Source organism: Haloferax sp. SDI50 (assembly GCF_059802635.1).
On sequence record NZ_JBPULL010000001.1, the window covers coordinates 2,047,340 to 2,062,242 of the forward strand.

The 14,903-nt window shown below is 67.0% G+C and carries 14 protein-coding genes and 1 tRNA gene; 9 read left to right on the plus strand and 6 right to left on the minus strand.

What is annotated here, in order from left to right; translation table 11 throughout:
* Position 1: 1 nt before the first annotated feature.
* From ACSR87_RS10760 to ACSR87_RS10770, 3 genes are read left to right on the plus strand one after another with little or no spacing between them, the layout of a single operon-like run.
* Complete coding sequence (locus ACSR87_RS10760) at positions 2–1,021, plus strand: ABC transporter permease (protein WP_405309456.1); 1,020 nt, start codon at positions 2–4, stop codon at positions 1,019–1,021.
* Positions 1,018–1,953, plus strand: coding sequence for an ABC transporter permease (locus ACSR87_RS10765; RefSeq protein ID WP_004065104.1), 936 nt, complete (start codon positions 1,018–1,020; stop codon positions 1,951–1,953). Before ACSR87_RS10760 ends, ACSR87_RS10765 begins: the two co-directional genes overlap by 4 nt.
* Before the next feature lie 6 nt (positions 1,954–1,959).
* A complete protein-coding gene (locus ACSR87_RS10770) occupies positions 1,960–2,355 on the plus strand; it encodes a DUF7268 family protein (RefSeq protein ID WP_498530459.1) in 396 nt (131 codons plus the stop codon).
* A 23-nt stretch (positions 2,356–2,378) separates the two neighbouring features.
* On the opposite strand, the gene ACSR87_RS10775 is transcribed toward ACSR87_RS10770, so the two are convergent.
* The 4 genes from ACSR87_RS10775 to ACSR87_RS10790 all read right to left on the minus strand — a co-directional run bounded on the left by ACSR87_RS10775 (position 2,379) and on the right by ACSR87_RS10790 (position 8,748).
* Positions 2,379–4,955 carry a sensor histidine kinase gene (locus tag ACSR87_RS10775; protein ID WP_498530460.1) on the minus strand — a complete coding sequence of 859 codons (2,577 nt, stop codon included), beginning with the start codon at positions 4,953–4,955 and terminating at the stop codon, positions 2,379–2,381.
* A complete protein-coding gene (locus ACSR87_RS10780; RefSeq protein WP_498530461.1) occupies positions 4,952–6,406 on the minus strand; it encodes an ATPase domain-containing protein in 1,455 nt (484 codons plus the stop codon). The genes ACSR87_RS10775 and ACSR87_RS10780 overlap by 4 nt, the downstream gene beginning before the upstream one ends.
* Positions 6,407–6,635: 229 nt before the next feature.
* Positions 6,636–7,862, minus strand: a complete 1,227-nt coding sequence (locus ACSR87_RS10785; RefSeq protein ID WP_004065096.1) for an orc1/cdc6 family replication initiation protein — start codon at positions 7,860–7,862, stop codon at positions 6,636–6,638.
* A 610-nt stretch (positions 7,863–8,472) separates the two neighbouring features.
* Positions 8,473–8,748 carry a hypothetical protein gene (locus ACSR87_RS10790; RefSeq protein WP_498530462.1) on the minus strand — a complete coding sequence of 92 codons (276 nt, stop codon included), beginning with the start codon at positions 8,746–8,748 and terminating at the stop codon, positions 8,473–8,475.
* A gap of 214 nt (positions 8,749–8,962) precedes the next feature.
* On the opposite strand from ACSR87_RS10790, the gene ACSR87_RS10795 reads away from it, so the two are divergent.
* The 4 genes from ACSR87_RS10795 to ACSR87_RS10810 are packed head-to-tail and all read left to right on the plus strand — an operon-like array spanning position 8,963 to position 12,253.
* Positions 8,963–9,925 (plus strand): DUF4129 domain-containing protein, encoded by a 963-nt coding sequence (locus tag ACSR87_RS10795; protein WP_498530463.1) that lies wholly within the window; start codon positions 8,963–8,965, stop codon positions 9,923–9,925.
* Positions 9,922–10,494: a DUF7269 family protein gene (locus ACSR87_RS10800; RefSeq protein WP_498530464.1), complete on the plus strand. Its 573-nt coding sequence runs from the start codon at positions 9,922–9,924 to the stop codon at positions 10,492–10,494. Before ACSR87_RS10795 ends, ACSR87_RS10800 begins: the two co-directional genes overlap by 4 nt.
* Positions 10,491–11,759: a DUF58 domain-containing protein gene (locus tag ACSR87_RS10805; protein WP_498530465.1), complete on the plus strand. Its 1,269-nt coding sequence runs from the start codon at positions 10,491–10,493 to the stop codon at positions 11,757–11,759. The genes ACSR87_RS10800 and ACSR87_RS10805 overlap by 4 nt, the downstream gene beginning before the upstream one ends.
* Complete coding sequence (locus ACSR87_RS10810; protein ID WP_498530466.1) at positions 11,747–12,253, plus strand: DUF7519 family protein; 507 nt, start codon at positions 11,747–11,749, stop codon at positions 12,251–12,253. Before ACSR87_RS10805 ends, ACSR87_RS10810 begins: the two co-directional genes overlap by 13 nt.
* Positions 12,254–12,295: 42 nt before the next feature.
* Here the strand turns inward: ACSR87_RS10810 and ACSR87_RS10815 are convergent, their stop codons facing one another.
* Complete coding sequence (locus ACSR87_RS10815) at positions 12,296–13,246, minus strand: AAA family ATPase (protein ID WP_008577408.1); 951 nt, start codon at positions 13,244–13,246, stop codon at positions 12,296–12,298.
* A 210-nt stretch (positions 13,247–13,456) separates the two neighbouring features.
* Here ACSR87_RS10815 and ACSR87_RS10820 point away from each other — a divergent pair.
* Positions 13,457–13,541 (plus strand) — tRNA-Ser (locus ACSR87_RS10820).
* A gap of 311 nt (positions 13,542–13,852) precedes the next feature.
* On the opposite strand, the gene bluB is transcribed toward ACSR87_RS10820, so the two are convergent.
* Complete coding sequence (gene bluB, locus ACSR87_RS10825) at positions 13,853–14,530, minus strand: 5,6-dimethylbenzimidazole synthase (RefSeq protein ID WP_498530467.1); 678 nt, start codon at positions 14,528–14,530, stop codon at positions 13,853–13,855.
* Between the two features lie 102 nt (positions 14,531–14,632).
* Between bluB and ACSR87_RS10830 the strand changes: the two genes are divergently transcribed.
* Positions 14,633–14,782: a hypothetical protein gene (locus ACSR87_RS10830; protein WP_167344132.1), complete on the plus strand. Its 150-nt coding sequence runs from the start codon at positions 14,633–14,635 to the stop codon at positions 14,780–14,782.
* Positions 14,783–14,903 lie beyond the last annotated feature (121 nt).

Genomic DNA, 14,903 nt, shown 5'->3' on the forward strand with positions numbered 1-14,903 from the left:
CATGATTTCCACACGATTCGTACTCAAGCGGCTGCTGTTGCTCGTCCCGGTGTTGGTGGGAGTGGCGTCGCTCGTCTTCTCCATCCTGCATCTCTCGCCGGGCGACCCGGCGCTCACCATCGCGGGCGAACGCGCCAGCGAGGAGTTCGTCCGGCAGGTCGAAGAGAGCCTCGGCCTGAACGACCCCATCTGGGTGCAGTACGGGCGCTTCCTCGCCGACGCCGCGCAGTTCCAGTTCGGCGAGTCCTTCATCATCCAGCGGAACACCCCGGTCCGCGAAGTGCTCGGCAACAAGCTGCCGGTCACGCTCGAACTCGCTCTCTACGGGCAGCTCATCGGCATCTCGCTGGGCATCCCGCTCGGCATCCTGAGCGCCGTCAAACAGGACAGCATCACGGACCACCTGACTCGCATCGGTGCGCTCGCCGGTATCAGCGTGCCGATTTTCTGGAGCGGCCCGCTTCTCATCTTGCTGTTCGCGCAGGTGCTCGGGTTGCTCCCGACGAGCGGTCGCATCTCGGTGCTGTACAACGTCGAGGCCATCCGGGTGACGGGCCTCGTCACGGTCGACACGTTCCTCGCGGGCAACTGGGATATGTTCATCTCCGCGGTCCGCCACATGATTCTCCCGGCGTCGGTCATCGGCGTCTACTCGATGGCGCTCATCTCCCGGATGATGCGCTCGTCGATGCTGGAGGTCATCCGGCAGGACTACATGCGGACCGCCCGCGCGAAGGGCCAAGGCGCGAAGATTACGGTCCTGAAACACGGCTTCCGCAACGCGATGATTCCCGTCATCACGGTCATCGGCATCCAGTTCGGTGGCCTGCTCGGCGGCGCAGTACTCACGGAGACGGTGTTCGCTATCGGCGGCATCGGGACGCTCCTGGTCGAGGCCATCAAGGTCGGTGACTACCCCATCGTGCAGGGAACGGTCCTGACCTTCGCGTTCCTGTTCACGCTGGTCAACCTCGGCGTCGACATCACCTACTCCATCCTTGACCCGCGGATCGAACAATGAGCACGGAAACCACGACCACGAACGAGACGGCGACCGACGTCGACCAGCGCGGGCTCGTCGACCGCCTCACGGCGTCGCCGTTCGTCTCCCGACTGCTGTCGAACCGCCTCGCACTCGCCGGTATCGCCATCATCGTCGCGATGGTGGTCATCGCGCTGTACGCGCGGCTGTTCTTGGACCTCGAAGTCATCACGCAGTCGCAGCTCGGGACGAACCCGAACCGCGCCCCGCCGAGTCTCGACTACCCGTTCGGCACCGACGGACAGGCGCGGAGCCTCCTGCCGCGGGTGGCGTACGGCGCGTGGTACGCGATGCTGTTCGGCACCGTCACGGTCGCCGCCTCGACCGTCCTCGGCGTCGGGCTCGGCATCGTCGCGGCCTACTACGGCGACGTGACCGACAACGTCATCATGCGGACGATGGACGTGCTGCTCGCGTTCCCGTCGCTCCTCTTAGCGCTGGCGCTCGTCGCCATCTTCCCCGACGACCTTGGACTGTGGCGGGCGGTCGCCGCGCTGACGCTCGTCTACACGCCGCGGTTCGCCCGCGTCGTCCGCGGTGCCGCGCTGACCGTGCTCGAAAACGAGTACATCGACGCGACGGTCGCGCTCGGCGCGGCCGACCCGCGCGTGCTGGTTCGACACGTCCTGCCGAACTGCCTCGCGCCCATCACGGTCCAGAGCACGCTCAACTTCGGGCTGGCTATCATCGACCTCGCGGCGCTGTCGTTCCTCGGCTTCGGTGCCGCGGCCGGCACGCCCTCGTGGGGGCTCATGCTCTCGAACGGCGTGAGTCAGGGCCTGCTCACCGGCGTCTGGTGGTGGTCGTTCTTCCCCGGGTTCTTCCTCGCGCTCACCGTGCTGGGGTTCAACCTCCTCGGGGACGGCATGCGCGACGCGCTGGACCCGCGGATGCGCGAAGCGGTCGACTAACCGACCGTGTCCGCGCCACCGGACCCGACGGACGCGGCGTCGCCTCCCGTGCTCGAACGGGCGGCGACTCGGCTCCGACTCGTCGGCACGGCGGCCCTCGCGGGCGCGCTCGTCGCCGCCGTCTGGCTGGTCGCTCGGCTGGTCGTCGGTGACTTCTCGGCGGGCGTCGAGACGACGTTCGCGCTCGGCTCGCTCGCCTTCGGGTTCGGGCTCCTCGGCTGGTCCGGGGCGGTCGCGCTCGGCCGCGGTATCGAGTCGATGCAGGCGCACCTCGACACCGGGACGGGCTGGACGGAAGCGGACGCTCGCCGGGCGATGGCCCGGATTCTCGGGTTCGGACTCGGCGTGATGCTCGGGTCGACGGCGGTCGGTTCGGTCGCCTCTGTTTTCGCCGCCGCCTGAGCCGGCCGAACGCAGACTCGGACTCAGGCTTTCGGCAGGCGAAGCTCGATAATCGTCCCGCTCGGTTCGTTGTCTCTGATTTCCATCGTGCCGTTGCTGTTCGTCACCGTCCAGCGGACGAACCAGAGACCGAGCCCGTTCGTGTGCCGAAGCGGCGACTCCCGCCCGGACATGAGCGATTCGCGTTCGAGCGCGGGGAGCCCCGGCCCGTTGTCCGCGATTCGAACCGTTACTTGCTCCGCACCGTCGGCCTCGGCGACAGAGAGTTCGATTTCGACGTCGTCACCGCCGTAGGCGACGGCGTTGTCGACGAGTTCGTTCACCGCGAGTTCGAACGTCGCGTGCGCCAACGCTCGCACGTTCTCCGGCGCGTCGACGGTGATGGTCGCCCCGGGGTAGCTGAACTGAGCACCTTCGACCACGCTGCGGACGCGGTCGGCAACGTTCTGCGGTTGCACTCGCTCGGTCACGTCGGGGTCGAGCGCGGAGCTGAACTTCCGTGCCGTCTCGGCGATTGAGAGGAGTTCGTCGGCCGCCCGCTCGATGGCCGCCGCCGACTCGCGCACGTCGGCGTCGTCGGTGGCTTCGAGCAGCATCGCCGCGTGCGCCTGCGCGATGTTCATCTTGTTCCGGAGGTTGTGTCTGATGACGCGGTCGAGGACCGAAAGCCGCCGCTCGCGCTCCCGGAGTTCGGTCACGTCGCGGCCGACGCAGACGATGCCGTCGAACTCGCCGCCCGACGACTTCGCCGCGATAGTCGTCTGGAACTGTCGCTCAGCGCCGCCTCGGTCGACGACGACCGTCTCGATGGTTTCCTCGGCGCTATCCCCCGAGAGAAGCGACGCGATAGCCTCTAAGAGCTCCTGGGCGTGTCGCTCGCCGAACACCGCCGAGACGTGTTCGCCCGTGAGTTCGCCGGGGTCACAGTCCAGCAGGTCGGCGGTCGCGCTGTTCGCGAGGACGAACCGGAGATTGTCGTCGAGCGTGTAAATCGGGTCGGCCGTCGTCTCGACGATGCGCTCGTAACGCTCTAACTCCTCGGAGCGGGCCTTTCGCTCGGTGATGTCTTGGACGGTTCCGCGGTAGACGGCGGCGTCGGTCTCCCGCGCCGCGACGCCGCGGACGTTCACCCAGCGCGTCTCGCTGTCCATCGTCTCCAGTCGGCACTCGACTGACTGCTCTTCGCCGGTCGCAACGAGACGTTCGAACGCCGCTCGGACCTCGGGTTCGTCCTCGGGATGGTAGAACGAAAACGCCTCTTCGAGGTCGAAAGTCTCCCGCGGATCGACGCCGACGAGTTCCGCGAGTCCGCTCGTGAACAGGACTTCCCCGGTCCGTGCGTTGAATTCCCACGCGCCGACCGAGGCGATTTTCTGACTCTGGTCGAACAGGTCGAGCAGTCGCTCGCGGTCGCGCTGCTGTCGCTTCAGTTCGGTCACGTCCTCGATGACGGCAATCACGCCGATGCGCTCCCCGCTGCTCCCGGTCAAGGGCGCGACGTTGACGACGAGCCACCGGCGGTCGCCGCCGACTTCGATGCCGTGTTCGAAGCCCTTGACGGTCTCACCGGCCTCTCTCGCCCGTTCGAAGGGGAGCCCACCGCGGTCGAGTGGCTCTCCGCGCTCGTCGACGAGGTCCCACTCGGGGGCGTCGTACGGCTGTCCGAGCACGACTGACCGGCCCAGACCGAGAATCTCTTGGGCCGACTCGTTGGCGCGCATGATTATCTCGTCTTCGTTGAGGACCACGATACCGACCGGACTCGTCTCGAAGAGCTGTTTGAGCGTTTGCGTCTCGTTGACGAGTTGGTCCCTGAGCGCGTGGCGGACGGTCGCGTCGGTCTGGAACCCGACGAAGTGGGTGAGCTCCCCGTCGTCGTAGACCGGCGATATCTTCAGGTCGTTCCAGAACGGCGTCCCGTCCTTCCGGTAGTTGGTGAGGCCGACGGCGGCGCTCTCGCCAGCGTCGACCGCCTCGCGGAGCGTCTCGACCGCCTCAGGGTCGGTGTCGTCCCCTTGGAGGAATCGGCAGTTCCGGCCGATGACCTCCGAGCTGTCGTAGCCGGTTATCTCCTCGAAGGCGTCGTTGACGTACGTGAGCGGTTGGTCGTCGCCGGCTTCGGTGATGGTGATGCCGACCGTCGCGCTGTCCATCGCGCGGCGGTACAGCGCGAGTTGGAGCGACTGCCGTCGGGTCTGGAGGAGCGACTCGACTCGCGACCTGATGACTGCGCTCGGTGCGGGGACCGCGAGCACGTCGTCCGGCACGTCGTCGAGTCGCCGTGCCGCGACGTGCTGTTCGTCTTGCGTGACCGTCAACAGCACCGGAACGAAGCGGTCGCCGGCGTCGGCTTTGCGCTCGTCGAGCGCGTCGGCAACCGTCGAGTAGGTCGGCATGTCGACGATACAGAGATCGAACTCCGGAAGTTGGGCTTCGTCCTCGTGGCCGCGTTCCCAGACGACGACTTCGTACGCGTCGAGGAGGCCTACCAGTAGCTCGCGGTCCCGAGCGCCGCGAACCGCGAGGAGTATCCGTTCCTCGTCGGACGCGCCGCGCGCGGAACGTGCTCCGTTCCGGGACGCGTCTTCGCTCACGGTCACTCGGCCTCGTTCCACGTCGGCGTCCCCGTGAGGATGCCCCGTAGCTCGTCGAGCGGTTCGCCGACGGTGATGCCGTCCCTCCCGATTTCGAACGACCGGAGCGTCGGCTCGAAGCCGCCGAACCGCTTTTTGAGGACGCCGACGGCCTTGCGAATCTCGCCGCGCACCTCGATGTAGCGGATGAACAGGATGTTGTCCGCGAGGTAGCTTACGTGGTTATCCGAGGCGTGGAACGCGCCGGTGACCTGCTGTACCTCCTCGGTCAGCACGACGGTGACGCCCATGTTCTTGAGGTACCGCGCCAGCGCGTGGAGTTCGCGGCGGATGTCGCTGCGCTCGTCGGTGAGGCTGAGTTCGTAGCCGGCCGTGCCGTCTATCAGCACGAATCTGGTGTCGTTGGCCTCGACCTCGGCGCGCACCCGCTGGGCGAACTCGTCGGTCGAAAGCGAGAGCGGTTCGACGGCGTCGACCCGGAGGTCTCCCGCCTCGACGAGGTCGTCAATCGGGATGCCGACGGACTCCGAGCGGTGTCGGAAGCTCCGTTTGCTTTCCTCGAACAGATAGGCCGCGGCGCGCTCGCCGCGTTCGGCGGTCGCCCGCGCGAACGCGGCTCCGGTGGTGGACTTGCCGACGCCGCTCGGGCCGCTGACGAGCGTGATGCTCCCCCGCTCGATGCCGCCGCCGAGCAGGGTGTCGAGGTCGTCGATGCCCGACGAGAGCGGCTCGATAGTGAACTCGCGGTGGTGCGAGTCGGGGACGAGCCGCGGGAAGACGCGCATCCCGTGACCGCCGTCGATTCGCATGGCGTGCGGCCCCGTCTGCGAGTCCGACCCGCGGAACTTCTCGATGCGGACCGACCGCCCCCAATCGGACCGAGACAGCGATATCGAACCGTCACAGAGGTACGCGAGCGTCTCGTCGGTGCCGCCGCTCGACGGCTGGCTCGTGAACAGCGTCGTCGCACCCGACCGCTTGAGATAGCTCAGAAGCGACGAGACGAGCCGTCGGAACTGGTATCCGTCCGATGAGAGCCGACCGAGTTGGCTCAGCGGGTCGATGACGACTCTGTCGGGGTCGTGTTCTTCGATTGCCTCTTTCAGTTCGGTCGTCGTGGATTTCCCCTCCACCTCGCCCGGCGACAGCATCGTGTAGGCCTCGTCGTCGAGGAACGCCTCGGGCGACGGGCTCAGGTCGAGAATCGGCACCTCGGAGAGGTCGAACCCGAGCGTCCCGGCGTTCGCCCGGAGGTCGGCGTTCGACTCCTCGAAGGAGATGAACAGTACGTCCTCGTCGTTTTCGCGTCCGGCGGTCAAGAAGTGGTAGCCGGCGATGGTCTTTCCCGCCCCGGATTCTCCGCGGACCATGTACGTTCGGTTCGGCACTAGCCCGCCGTCTAGTACCGCGTCGAGTCCGGAGATTCCCGTGGAGAGTCGCGGGGGGAAATTCGTCATACCGTACACATCTGTCCGGCGCACCAAGAAACTACCACCGCCTCGAACTGCCACGTCTCGGAACGCTACGTCTCAGAGCGCCACAGTCCAGCACACCGCCCCCCGAAACATCATATCCCGAGACACCACGCCCGGAGTACCACACCCCGAGACACCACGCCCGGTGTATCACATCCCGTGACACACCACCTCGGAACGCCGATTTGGAAGGAACCGCGTCGTCGTGGGGTCAGGCGGCCTCGGCCTGCGTCGCGGTCTTCCGAATCTCGTCGAGGACCGAGTCGAGGGCGAGCACGTCGGACAGCGCCTCCATCGCGCTGGAGAACGGCACGTCGAGCGCGTAGCTGTAATAGTTCCCGCGCGAGCCGGTTCGGTTCTCCTCGGCCGAGAGGATGCCGAGCATCCGGAGGTCCGAGAGGTGGTTGTGGACCGACCGCTGGGCGAGCGGGTCGATGCCGGCGGAGTTACACAGCCGGAGGTACTCCTGATAGAGGTCGCGCATCCGACACGGCGTCTCGTCGTGGGCGGCCTTCGAGACGACCGCGAGGAGGGCGAAGTGGCCGTTCTCGGTGAGTTCGCGCATCCCCTCGACGACGCGTTCCTGTTCGAGTTTCTGCCGGGCGATATCGACGTGGTCGAGCGTGATTCGCTCGTCGTCTTTGTTCTCGGCGTGTTCGCCCGCCAGCCGCAGGAGGTCGAGCGCCTGTCTCGCGCTCCCGCTGTCGCGGGCGGCGAGCGCCGCACAGAGGTTGAGCACGCCCTCCTCGCAGGCGTCTTCTGCGATGGCGACCTCAGCGCGCGATTCGAGGATGTTCTGGAGTTCGGGCGCTTGGTACGGCGGGAAGTGAAGTTCGCGCTCGCAGAGGGTGTCCTGTACGCGCGGGTCGAGTTGGTCGTGGAACTTGAAGTCGTTCGAGATGCCGATGAGGCCGACCTTGGCGTCTTCGAGCTTGCCGTTCGAGCGGGCCCGCGGGAGTTCGTAGAGGAGTTCGTCGCGGTCGCCGATGGAGTCCACCTCGTCGAGGACGATGAGCACCGTCCCGCCCACGTCGTCCAACTCCTGAAACAGCTTCTTGAAGACGGTCTGTTGGGGGTAGCCGGTCGAGCTAATCTCCGCGCCCGGCGGCCGAAGCTCGTTGACGAGTTCGACCGCCACCTGGTACGAGGAGTTGAGCGTCTTGCAGTTGATGGAGATGACGCTGAGGTCAACGTCGTCGTACTGCGAGACGTCTTCGAGGAGCATCTCGAGGAGGAACTCGGTGACCGCGGTCTTCCCCACGCCGGTGTTTCCGTACAGGAAGACGTTGTTCGGCTCCCAGCCGTCGACGACCGGTTGGAGCGCGTCCATGTACTCCGAAATTTCGTCGTCGCGCTCCTCGATGCGCTCGGGCTTGTAGGACTCCCCGAGGGCGTCCTTGTTGGTGAAGACGTTTTGTTTTCGCTCGAACCGGCGCATTAGCGTCGGTCCGTTGTGGCGTCCCCTTATTTAAAACCCCGATTTCATCTGATTCATGTGAATTGCGACGGCGGCGTCATCGGGGGACGGGCGACGTGTTCGGGTCGGAACCGTCGCCTTCTAACTGGCCCTCGGTACCGCATACCGTGGGACGTGTGAACTCGTTTGAACAGACACACACCACTTTTGCAAGTGAATAGGAGGATACGAGAGTAGCTAGTAGAACAACAGAGCGCGAGTTCAACTAAAGCGTTGACATGTTTCGGTGCTCACGGTGCAGTTTGCAGTCGAACGTTTCTGTCGTGAACGTCCCGTAAACGGTCCAGCTCGGGAGAAATCACCTGCAACGGTGGTGGGTGACGACGTTCGAGTCGCGACCGAGGTTCACTTGCACCGGTACTCTCTCCGAGTGCCCGCCGATGGCACCCCCTCTCGGCATCACCACGCTTCACGTGCAACGGTGGTGTCTGTGTGTCTCCCCACCCCCTCCTTCCCACCGCCAATTCACTTGCAAACGTGGTGTGTGGGTGTCGAGCCGCGACTCTCGTCCGCCGTACCCGCGGCTGGTTCACTTGCAGGGATGGTCTGTCTCGTCTCTTTCGAATGGTTACTATCCCACAATCTGAGTGATCTCAAGAACCTGAAGTGAGAGAAGTGCCACAACACCCAAAACGACAGCCCAGAACCCTATGTCGCCAATCTCGAAGTCGGATGGAGAGCCAGTAGTCATCTCGTATACGGATGCACTCGCCAGTCCTATTCCAGCGATGCTACCCAAAATGATTGGCAGGCTTGTGCTCCCGTCGGCGAGAGCGGAGAGTGATTCGATTGCGAAGGCTGCACCGTATATCGCCAGGAGTGCGTTAAATATGTAAAATCGTTCCATGCTGCAGTAGTGATGGTAAATTAACATAAATCACGAGGCCGAGTGTGTGACCGACTCGCGCGCTGTATTCAGCACGGCCTCGACAAGCTAGCAGCGGTTGAGGAGTTCAGCAGCATCATCGGTCCGGTCGGGTACCGAGGTGACGCCGTTCGCCCCACCGACGACCGCACCGCCCCTCGAAATGTCTTTACCTCGGATGCTGTTACCTACTCCCGTGGACCGTTCCGCCCTCCGCGCGCTCGCACTGGCCCTCCTCGCGGTCGTCGCCCTCTCGGTCGTCGCCGCCACCATCGATTCGACCGTCGTCTCAAGCGGCGGCCCAGCCGGCTTCGGTGGCGGCGAGACCGGCGGCGCGGTCGCTGGAGACACGGACGAGACCGGCACCCAACCGTCCGGTGATTCGTCCGGCAGTCTCAGCATCCCGACGCCGTGTTTCCCGTGGTTGCTCTCACCCGGAGTCCTCGCGGTCGTCGCCCTCGTCTTCGTCCTCCTCGGCGCGTACGCCTACCGGGAGACCGGCTCTCTGCTTCCGCCCCTCGCAATCTTCGCGGCGGTCGGGCCGCCGGTCGTCCTGCTTTTCGCCCTCCTCACGGGATGTCGCCGCGAGTTCTCGTTTTCGTCTCGTGCCGCGGCCGCCGCGCGAAACGTGTCGTTTCTCCCCGCCGGCGGCGGTGGTAGTCTCGGCCACGGCGGGAACGCGGCGCAGAGCGTCTCACCGCCCACGGTGCTGTTCGGCCTCTTGCTCGCAGTCGCCCTCGCCGTCGCGGCCTTCATGCTCGTCACCGGGACCGGCGACTCGCCCGCGGCCGACGACGAAGTCAACCCCGCCGACGAGGATGAGGGGTCGAACGTCGCCGCCGTCGGACGGGCCGCCGGGGCCGCGGCCCAGCGCATCGAAGACGGCGACGCCGACGTGGAAAACGAAGTGTTCCGCGCGTGGGGTGAGATGACCGCGCTCCTCGACGTGCCGAACCGTCGCGCTGCGACGCCCGCCGAGTTCGCCCACTCGGCCGTCGACGCGGGCATGGACCGCGACGACGTGGACGACCTGACGACGCTGTTCGAGGAAGTCCGCTACGGCGGCTTCGAGGCGACGCCGGAGCGCGAGCGCCGCGCGGTCGACGCGCTCAGGAGCATCGAACGCGCCTACGCCGACTCACCGGAGGGCGACCGATGACGCTGACGCGTCGGCTGTTCTTGCTCGTCGGCGTCGTCGCCACGACCGCCGGACTTGCGGTCGTCGCAGGCGTCTCCTTCGGCCTCGAACTGACGGATATCTTCCTCGGACTCGTCGCGGCGCTCGCGGCGCTCCAGGGGCTTCGGTACGTCCAGCGCCGCCGCGATACGCCCTCGAACACTACGGTCACCGACGACCCGGAAGCGCGGATTTCGGTCCCGGTGCCCGGAGCCGACTTCGACGACGACCTCGTGTCTGCGATGGGTCAGGGCACCCGCTGGGCCGCCCGCGAGCGCGTCGTCGACCGCCTCGAAACGCGGGCCAAGGAGGCGCTCGTCGCCCGCGGCGGTCACGCTCCCGAAGAAGCGGCCGCACTCCTCAAAACCGGCGGGTGGACCGACGACCCGGTCGCCGCGCGCTTTCTCGGCGCGTCCGTCTCGATTCCGCTCCGACAGCGCGTCCGCCTGTTTCTGTCCGGCCGGTCGTCGCTCACCGACCGCGCCGAACGAGCCGTCGCCGCGATAGAGCGAGTCGGCACTACCGACGGCCCCGCGGGTGAGCACCGATGAGCCGCGGGTTCGACACCGAACGCTGGACCGGCCTCGACGGCCTCGTCCTCGTGGCGGCCGCCGCGGGCGTATTCACCCGCGAATCGTCGCTGCTCCTCGCGGCCGGCCTCGGCGTCGTCGTCCTCGGTTACGTCCGGGTCGCGGCGATTCCCGAGGTGTCGCTCCGAATCGAGCGCGACCTCTCGGACGCGACGCCCGACCCCGACGACGAGGTCGAAGTCACGCTCCGCGTCACCAACGAGGGGTCCAGCACGCTGTTCGACCTCCGCGTCGTCGACGGCGTACCGCCGGCGCTCGGCGTGGCCGACGGCTCCGCCCGACTGGGGACGGCGCTTCGACCGGGCGCGACCGCGACCGCGACGTACACGGTCACGGCCGTCCGCGGCGAGCACGCGTGGGACGAGACGGTCGTCGTCGTCCGCGACCCGAGCGGGGCCGTCGAGTCCCGCGAGACGGTCGACGCCGAGACGACGCTCCGGTGTGAGCCCGAACTCGCCGCGACCGCCGACCTGCCGCTTCGGGGCCTCACCTCGAAGTACGCCGGCCGCGTCGAGACCGACGTGCCGGGGTCGGGACTGGAGTTCGCTTCCATCCGCGAGTACCGCCACGGCGACCCGATTCGACGCATCGACTGGAACCGCCGCGCCCGCACGGGCGAACTCGCCACGGTGGAGTTCAGAGAGGAGCGCGCGGCGTCCGTCGTCCTCGTCGTCGACACCCGGTCTGAGGCGCACGTCGCCCCCGACGACGAGGGGGAGACCGCGGTCGAGCGCTCCGTGGACGCCGCGAGCGTCGCCTTCTCAGCACTCCTCGACGGCGGCGACAGCGTCGGCGTCGCCGCGTTCGGCCCCGACGAGTGCTGGCTCGCCCCCTCGTCGGGCGTCGACCACCGCGCCCGCGCCCGCCGGCTGTTCGCGACCCACCCGGCGTTCGCACCGACGCCGCCGGACGGGGCCTTTTTCCCCTCCGTGGCCGTGCGCCGACTCCGGCGTCGACTCGCCAGCGACGCCCAGGTCATCTTCTGCTCGCCGCTCGTGGACGACTACGGCGTCTCGGTCGCCCGCCGCTTGGAGGCCTACGGCCACGCCGTGACGGTCGTCTCGCCGGACCCGACGACGACATCGACCGTCGGCGCGCGACTCGCGCGCATCGAGCGCGACCTGCGGCTCCGCGAACTCCGGGGGAGCGGCGTCCGCGTCGTCGACTGGGGTGACGAATCCCTCGGTGTCGCGCTCGCGCGGGCCGAAGCGGGGTGGTCGCGGTGAGCGAAATCACCCGCCAGCCGACCCGGACGGGGACCGCACTGGCGCTGTCGGCCGCCGGATTCGCCATCCTCGCGCTCGGCTTCACCACCTCGACGGCGGCGGTCGGCGGCCTCGCCGCGACGGTCGCGCTCGCTGCCGGACTGGTTCGGGGCTCGCGGCGCATCGTCGACGCCGCGGGCGGGCTGTTCTTCCTCTCGCTTCTCTTCGCGGGCGCGAGCGGGGCCGGGACGGAGGCGCTTCTGCTCGCCGCGGTCGGGTCGATACTCGCGTGGGACCTCGCGGACAACGCGCGTTCCGTCGGCGCACACCTCGGCCGCGAGACCGACACGCTCCGGATCGAACTCGTCCACGCGGCGGCGACGCTCGTCGTGCTCGCGGTCGGCGCGGCCGTCGTCTACGGCGCTGACCGGGCGGCCGCCGGCGGCCAGCCCATCACGGCCGTCGTCTTACTGCTGGTCGGCGTCGTCGCGCTCGTGGCGGTCGTGGCGCGCTGAGCGGCGTGTCCGCTCCACGCCTCACGCCTCACGTCTCCCGCCTTACTCCAGCGTCGGCACGGTCACTCGACCGAGCACGTCGTCGACGACGTCCGATTTCCGCACGTCTTCGACCCGCGCGTCCGGCGTCAGGACGAGGCGGTGAGCGAGCACGGACTGCGCGACGCGCTTTACGTCGTCGGGCGTGACGAACTCGCGGCCCTCGATGACGGCGCGGGCGCGAGTCGCCTCGAACAGCCGTTGGGTCCCGCGGGGGGAGACGCCGATACGGACCCGGCGGTCGGTGCGCGTTTCCCGCGCGAGCTTCGCCATGTATTCGAGCAGGTCGTCCTCGACGCGGACCGACTCGGGCGCGCGGCGGATGGCGGCGACGGCGTCGCGGTCGAGGACGCGCTCGACGCTCGGGCTCTGATCGCTTCGGCCCGCGCGCCGGTGGAGGAGTTCGACCTCGCCGTCGAGGTCGGGGTAGCCGATGGCCGACTTCACGACGAATCGGTCGACCTGCGCCTCGGGGAGAGTGAACGTCCCTTCCTGTTCGACGGGGTTCTGGGTGGCGATGACGAAGAAGGGGCTCGGAAGCTGGTGGGTTTCGCCGTCGACGGTCACCTGTCCCTCTTCCATCGCTTCGAGGAGGGCGGCCTGCGTCTTCGGCGGCGCGCGGTTGATTTCGTCGGCGAGGACGACGTTGGCGAAGATTGGTCCCGGCGAGAACTCGAAGGTCCGCTCGCGTTCGTCGTAGATGTTCGTCCCGGTCACGTCGGCGGGAAGCAGGTCCGGGGTGAACTGCACGCGGGAAAACGACAGCCCGAGCGCGGTGGCGACGCTCCGCGCGGTGAGTGTCTTTCCGGTTCCCGGAACGTCTTCGAGGAGGACGTGGCCGCGGGCGAGGACGCCCGTCAGGACGGTTTCGAGGAAGGCTCGGTCGGCGATGACGGCCTCCGAGATGGCGTCGAGCACCTCGGCGCACGTCTCGCTAGCCGTGTCGATGTCCATACACTTCCCGCGTCTGCGTGCGACTTATGCCCGTTGGTTGGCGGGATTCGGGTCGGCCGGTCCCTCGCCGCCCGTCGTCCGTCGCTGACCTCGCCCACCCGCCTCCGTTCCTTCCGGCGTAGACCCGCCGACCGCATCCGTGTGACTCTCCGCCGCGGCCCTCGGAAATCGAAACGGATTAAACTATCCGCGAGAGAGACAACGATGGAAGCCGAGGTAGCCTAGCCCGGCCAAGGCGGTAGATTCGAAATCTACTGTCCATTCGGACACGTGAGTTCAAATCTCACCCTCGGCGCTTCTCGCGGCCACAACGTTCTGAGCGGCGCGTCTCGTCGCGTCGTGACTCCGTGGCCGCGTGTGCAACGTCCTGAGATCTGAATCAAGGAGCGACCGCATGGGAGCGACTGCGGTTCAAATCTCACCCTCGGCGCTTCTTCCGAACGTCACCTCGCGAGAGACGTTGGTGTCTCTCGCCCCGCGTGACGAGGATGTGCGACGACCCGAGATTTGAACCAGCGAGCGAACGCAGTGAGCGAGCGAGGTTCAACCCTCACCCTCGGCGCTTCTTGCGGCCACAACATTTCGAGCGGCGCGTCTCGTCGCGCTTTATTCCTCGATTCCCGTTTCCTTCTCCGACCCGGACTTCCACCGCTCCCGATGGACGAGTTCGCTCGTGTCGAGACGCTCGCGCCACCCTTCCTGCTGGAGGACCGGCTCCTCGGGAAAGCCGTCCTCGGGATAGCCGACGCAGAGATACGCAATCGGCTCGACGTGGTGCGGAATGCCCAGCACTTCGCGGAGCTCGTGCGGGTAGAGAAACGACACCCAGCCGACGCCGACGCCCTCGGCCCGCGCGGCCAGCCAGAGGTTCTGCACGGCGAGACACGTCGAGTAGGCGTCCATCGCCTGCATCGTGTTGCGCCCGAGGACGTGCGGCGCGTCGCGGGTCGGGTCGCAGGTGACGCAGATGTTCACCGGCGCGTCGGTGATGCCCTCCAACTTCAACCGACCGAACTCCGACTTTCGAGGCTCTCGATAGCCCTCGCGGGCCGCCGCAATCGCCCGCTCCGCGATGGACGCAATCTCCGCTTTCGTCTCGTCGTCCTCGACGACGACGAAGTCCCACGGTTGCGAGAAGCCGACGCTCGGGGCGTGATGCGCGGCGTCGAGCAGTCGCGCCAGCGTCTCTTCGGACACCGGGTCGTCGCCGAACCGCCTGATATCCCGCCGCGCGTATATCGACTTGTACACTCCCGACCGCTCGCGCTCGGTGAAGGCAACCATCGTTTCGATAGTCCAGACTGGCTTGCAAATCGGTTCTGATACGCCCGACGGAGCGGACTCCGTCTCCAAAATAGTTAATAACCAGACACGAATGGCGACTGCATGGACGCCGCGCTCGAATACAAACTCGACACGGTCATCGCCCTCCTGTATTTGCTCCTGCTCATCGAGAGCTACCGAGTGGCCGGCTACTTTGGTGCCGCGTTCGTCGTCATCGTTACTATCATCGTCGTCGTCATTCGTCCGGAGTAACCGCTTCGACATTTGAATCGAGTGCCGCCGTTACACGTGATTAGTGAGGCTTCCGCACGGGGCCGTGCAGTCCCTCGATTTCACTTTCACTCTACTAGGATGCGATACATATCCCCTGCCC

Excerpts from the sequence above, each read along its gene's own strand:
- ACSR87_RS10760 (WP_405309456.1), top strand. The coding sequence starts at position 2 with ATGATTTCCACACGATTCGTACTCAAGCGGCTGCTGTTGCTCGTCCCG.
- ACSR87_RS10765 (WP_004065104.1), top strand. The coding sequence starts at position 1,018 with ATGAGCACGGAAACCACGACCACGAACGAGACGGCGACCGACGTCGAC.
- ACSR87_RS10780 (WP_498530461.1), bottom strand. The coding sequence starts at position 6,406 with ATGACGAATTTCCCCCCGCGACTCTCCACGGGAATCTCCGGACTCGAC.
- ACSR87_RS10785 (WP_004065096.1), bottom strand. The coding sequence starts at position 7,862 with ATGCGCCGGTTCGAGCGAAAACAAAACGTCTTCACCAACAAGGACGCC.
- ACSR87_RS10790 (WP_498530462.1), bottom strand. The coding sequence starts at position 8,748 with ATGGAACGATTTTACATATTTAACGCACTCCTGGCGATATACGGTGCA.
- ACSR87_RS10800 (WP_498530464.1), top strand. The coding sequence starts at position 9,922 with ATGACGCTGACGCGTCGGCTGTTCTTGCTCGTCGGCGTCGTCGCCACG.
- ACSR87_RS10805 (WP_498530465.1), top strand. The coding sequence starts at position 10,491 with ATGAGCCGCGGGTTCGACACCGAACGCTGGACCGGCCTCGACGGCCTC.
- ACSR87_RS10815 (WP_008577408.1), bottom strand. The coding sequence starts at position 13,246 with ATGGACATCGACACGGCTAGCGAGACGTGCGCCGAGGTGCTCGACGCC.
- bluB (WP_498530467.1), bottom strand. The coding sequence starts at position 14,530 with ATGGTTGCCTTCACCGAGCGCGAGCGGTCGGGAGTGTACAAGTCGATA.
- ACSR87_RS10830 (WP_167344132.1), top strand. The coding sequence starts at position 14,633 with ATGGACGCCGCGCTCGAATACAAACTCGACACGGTCATCGCCCTCCTG.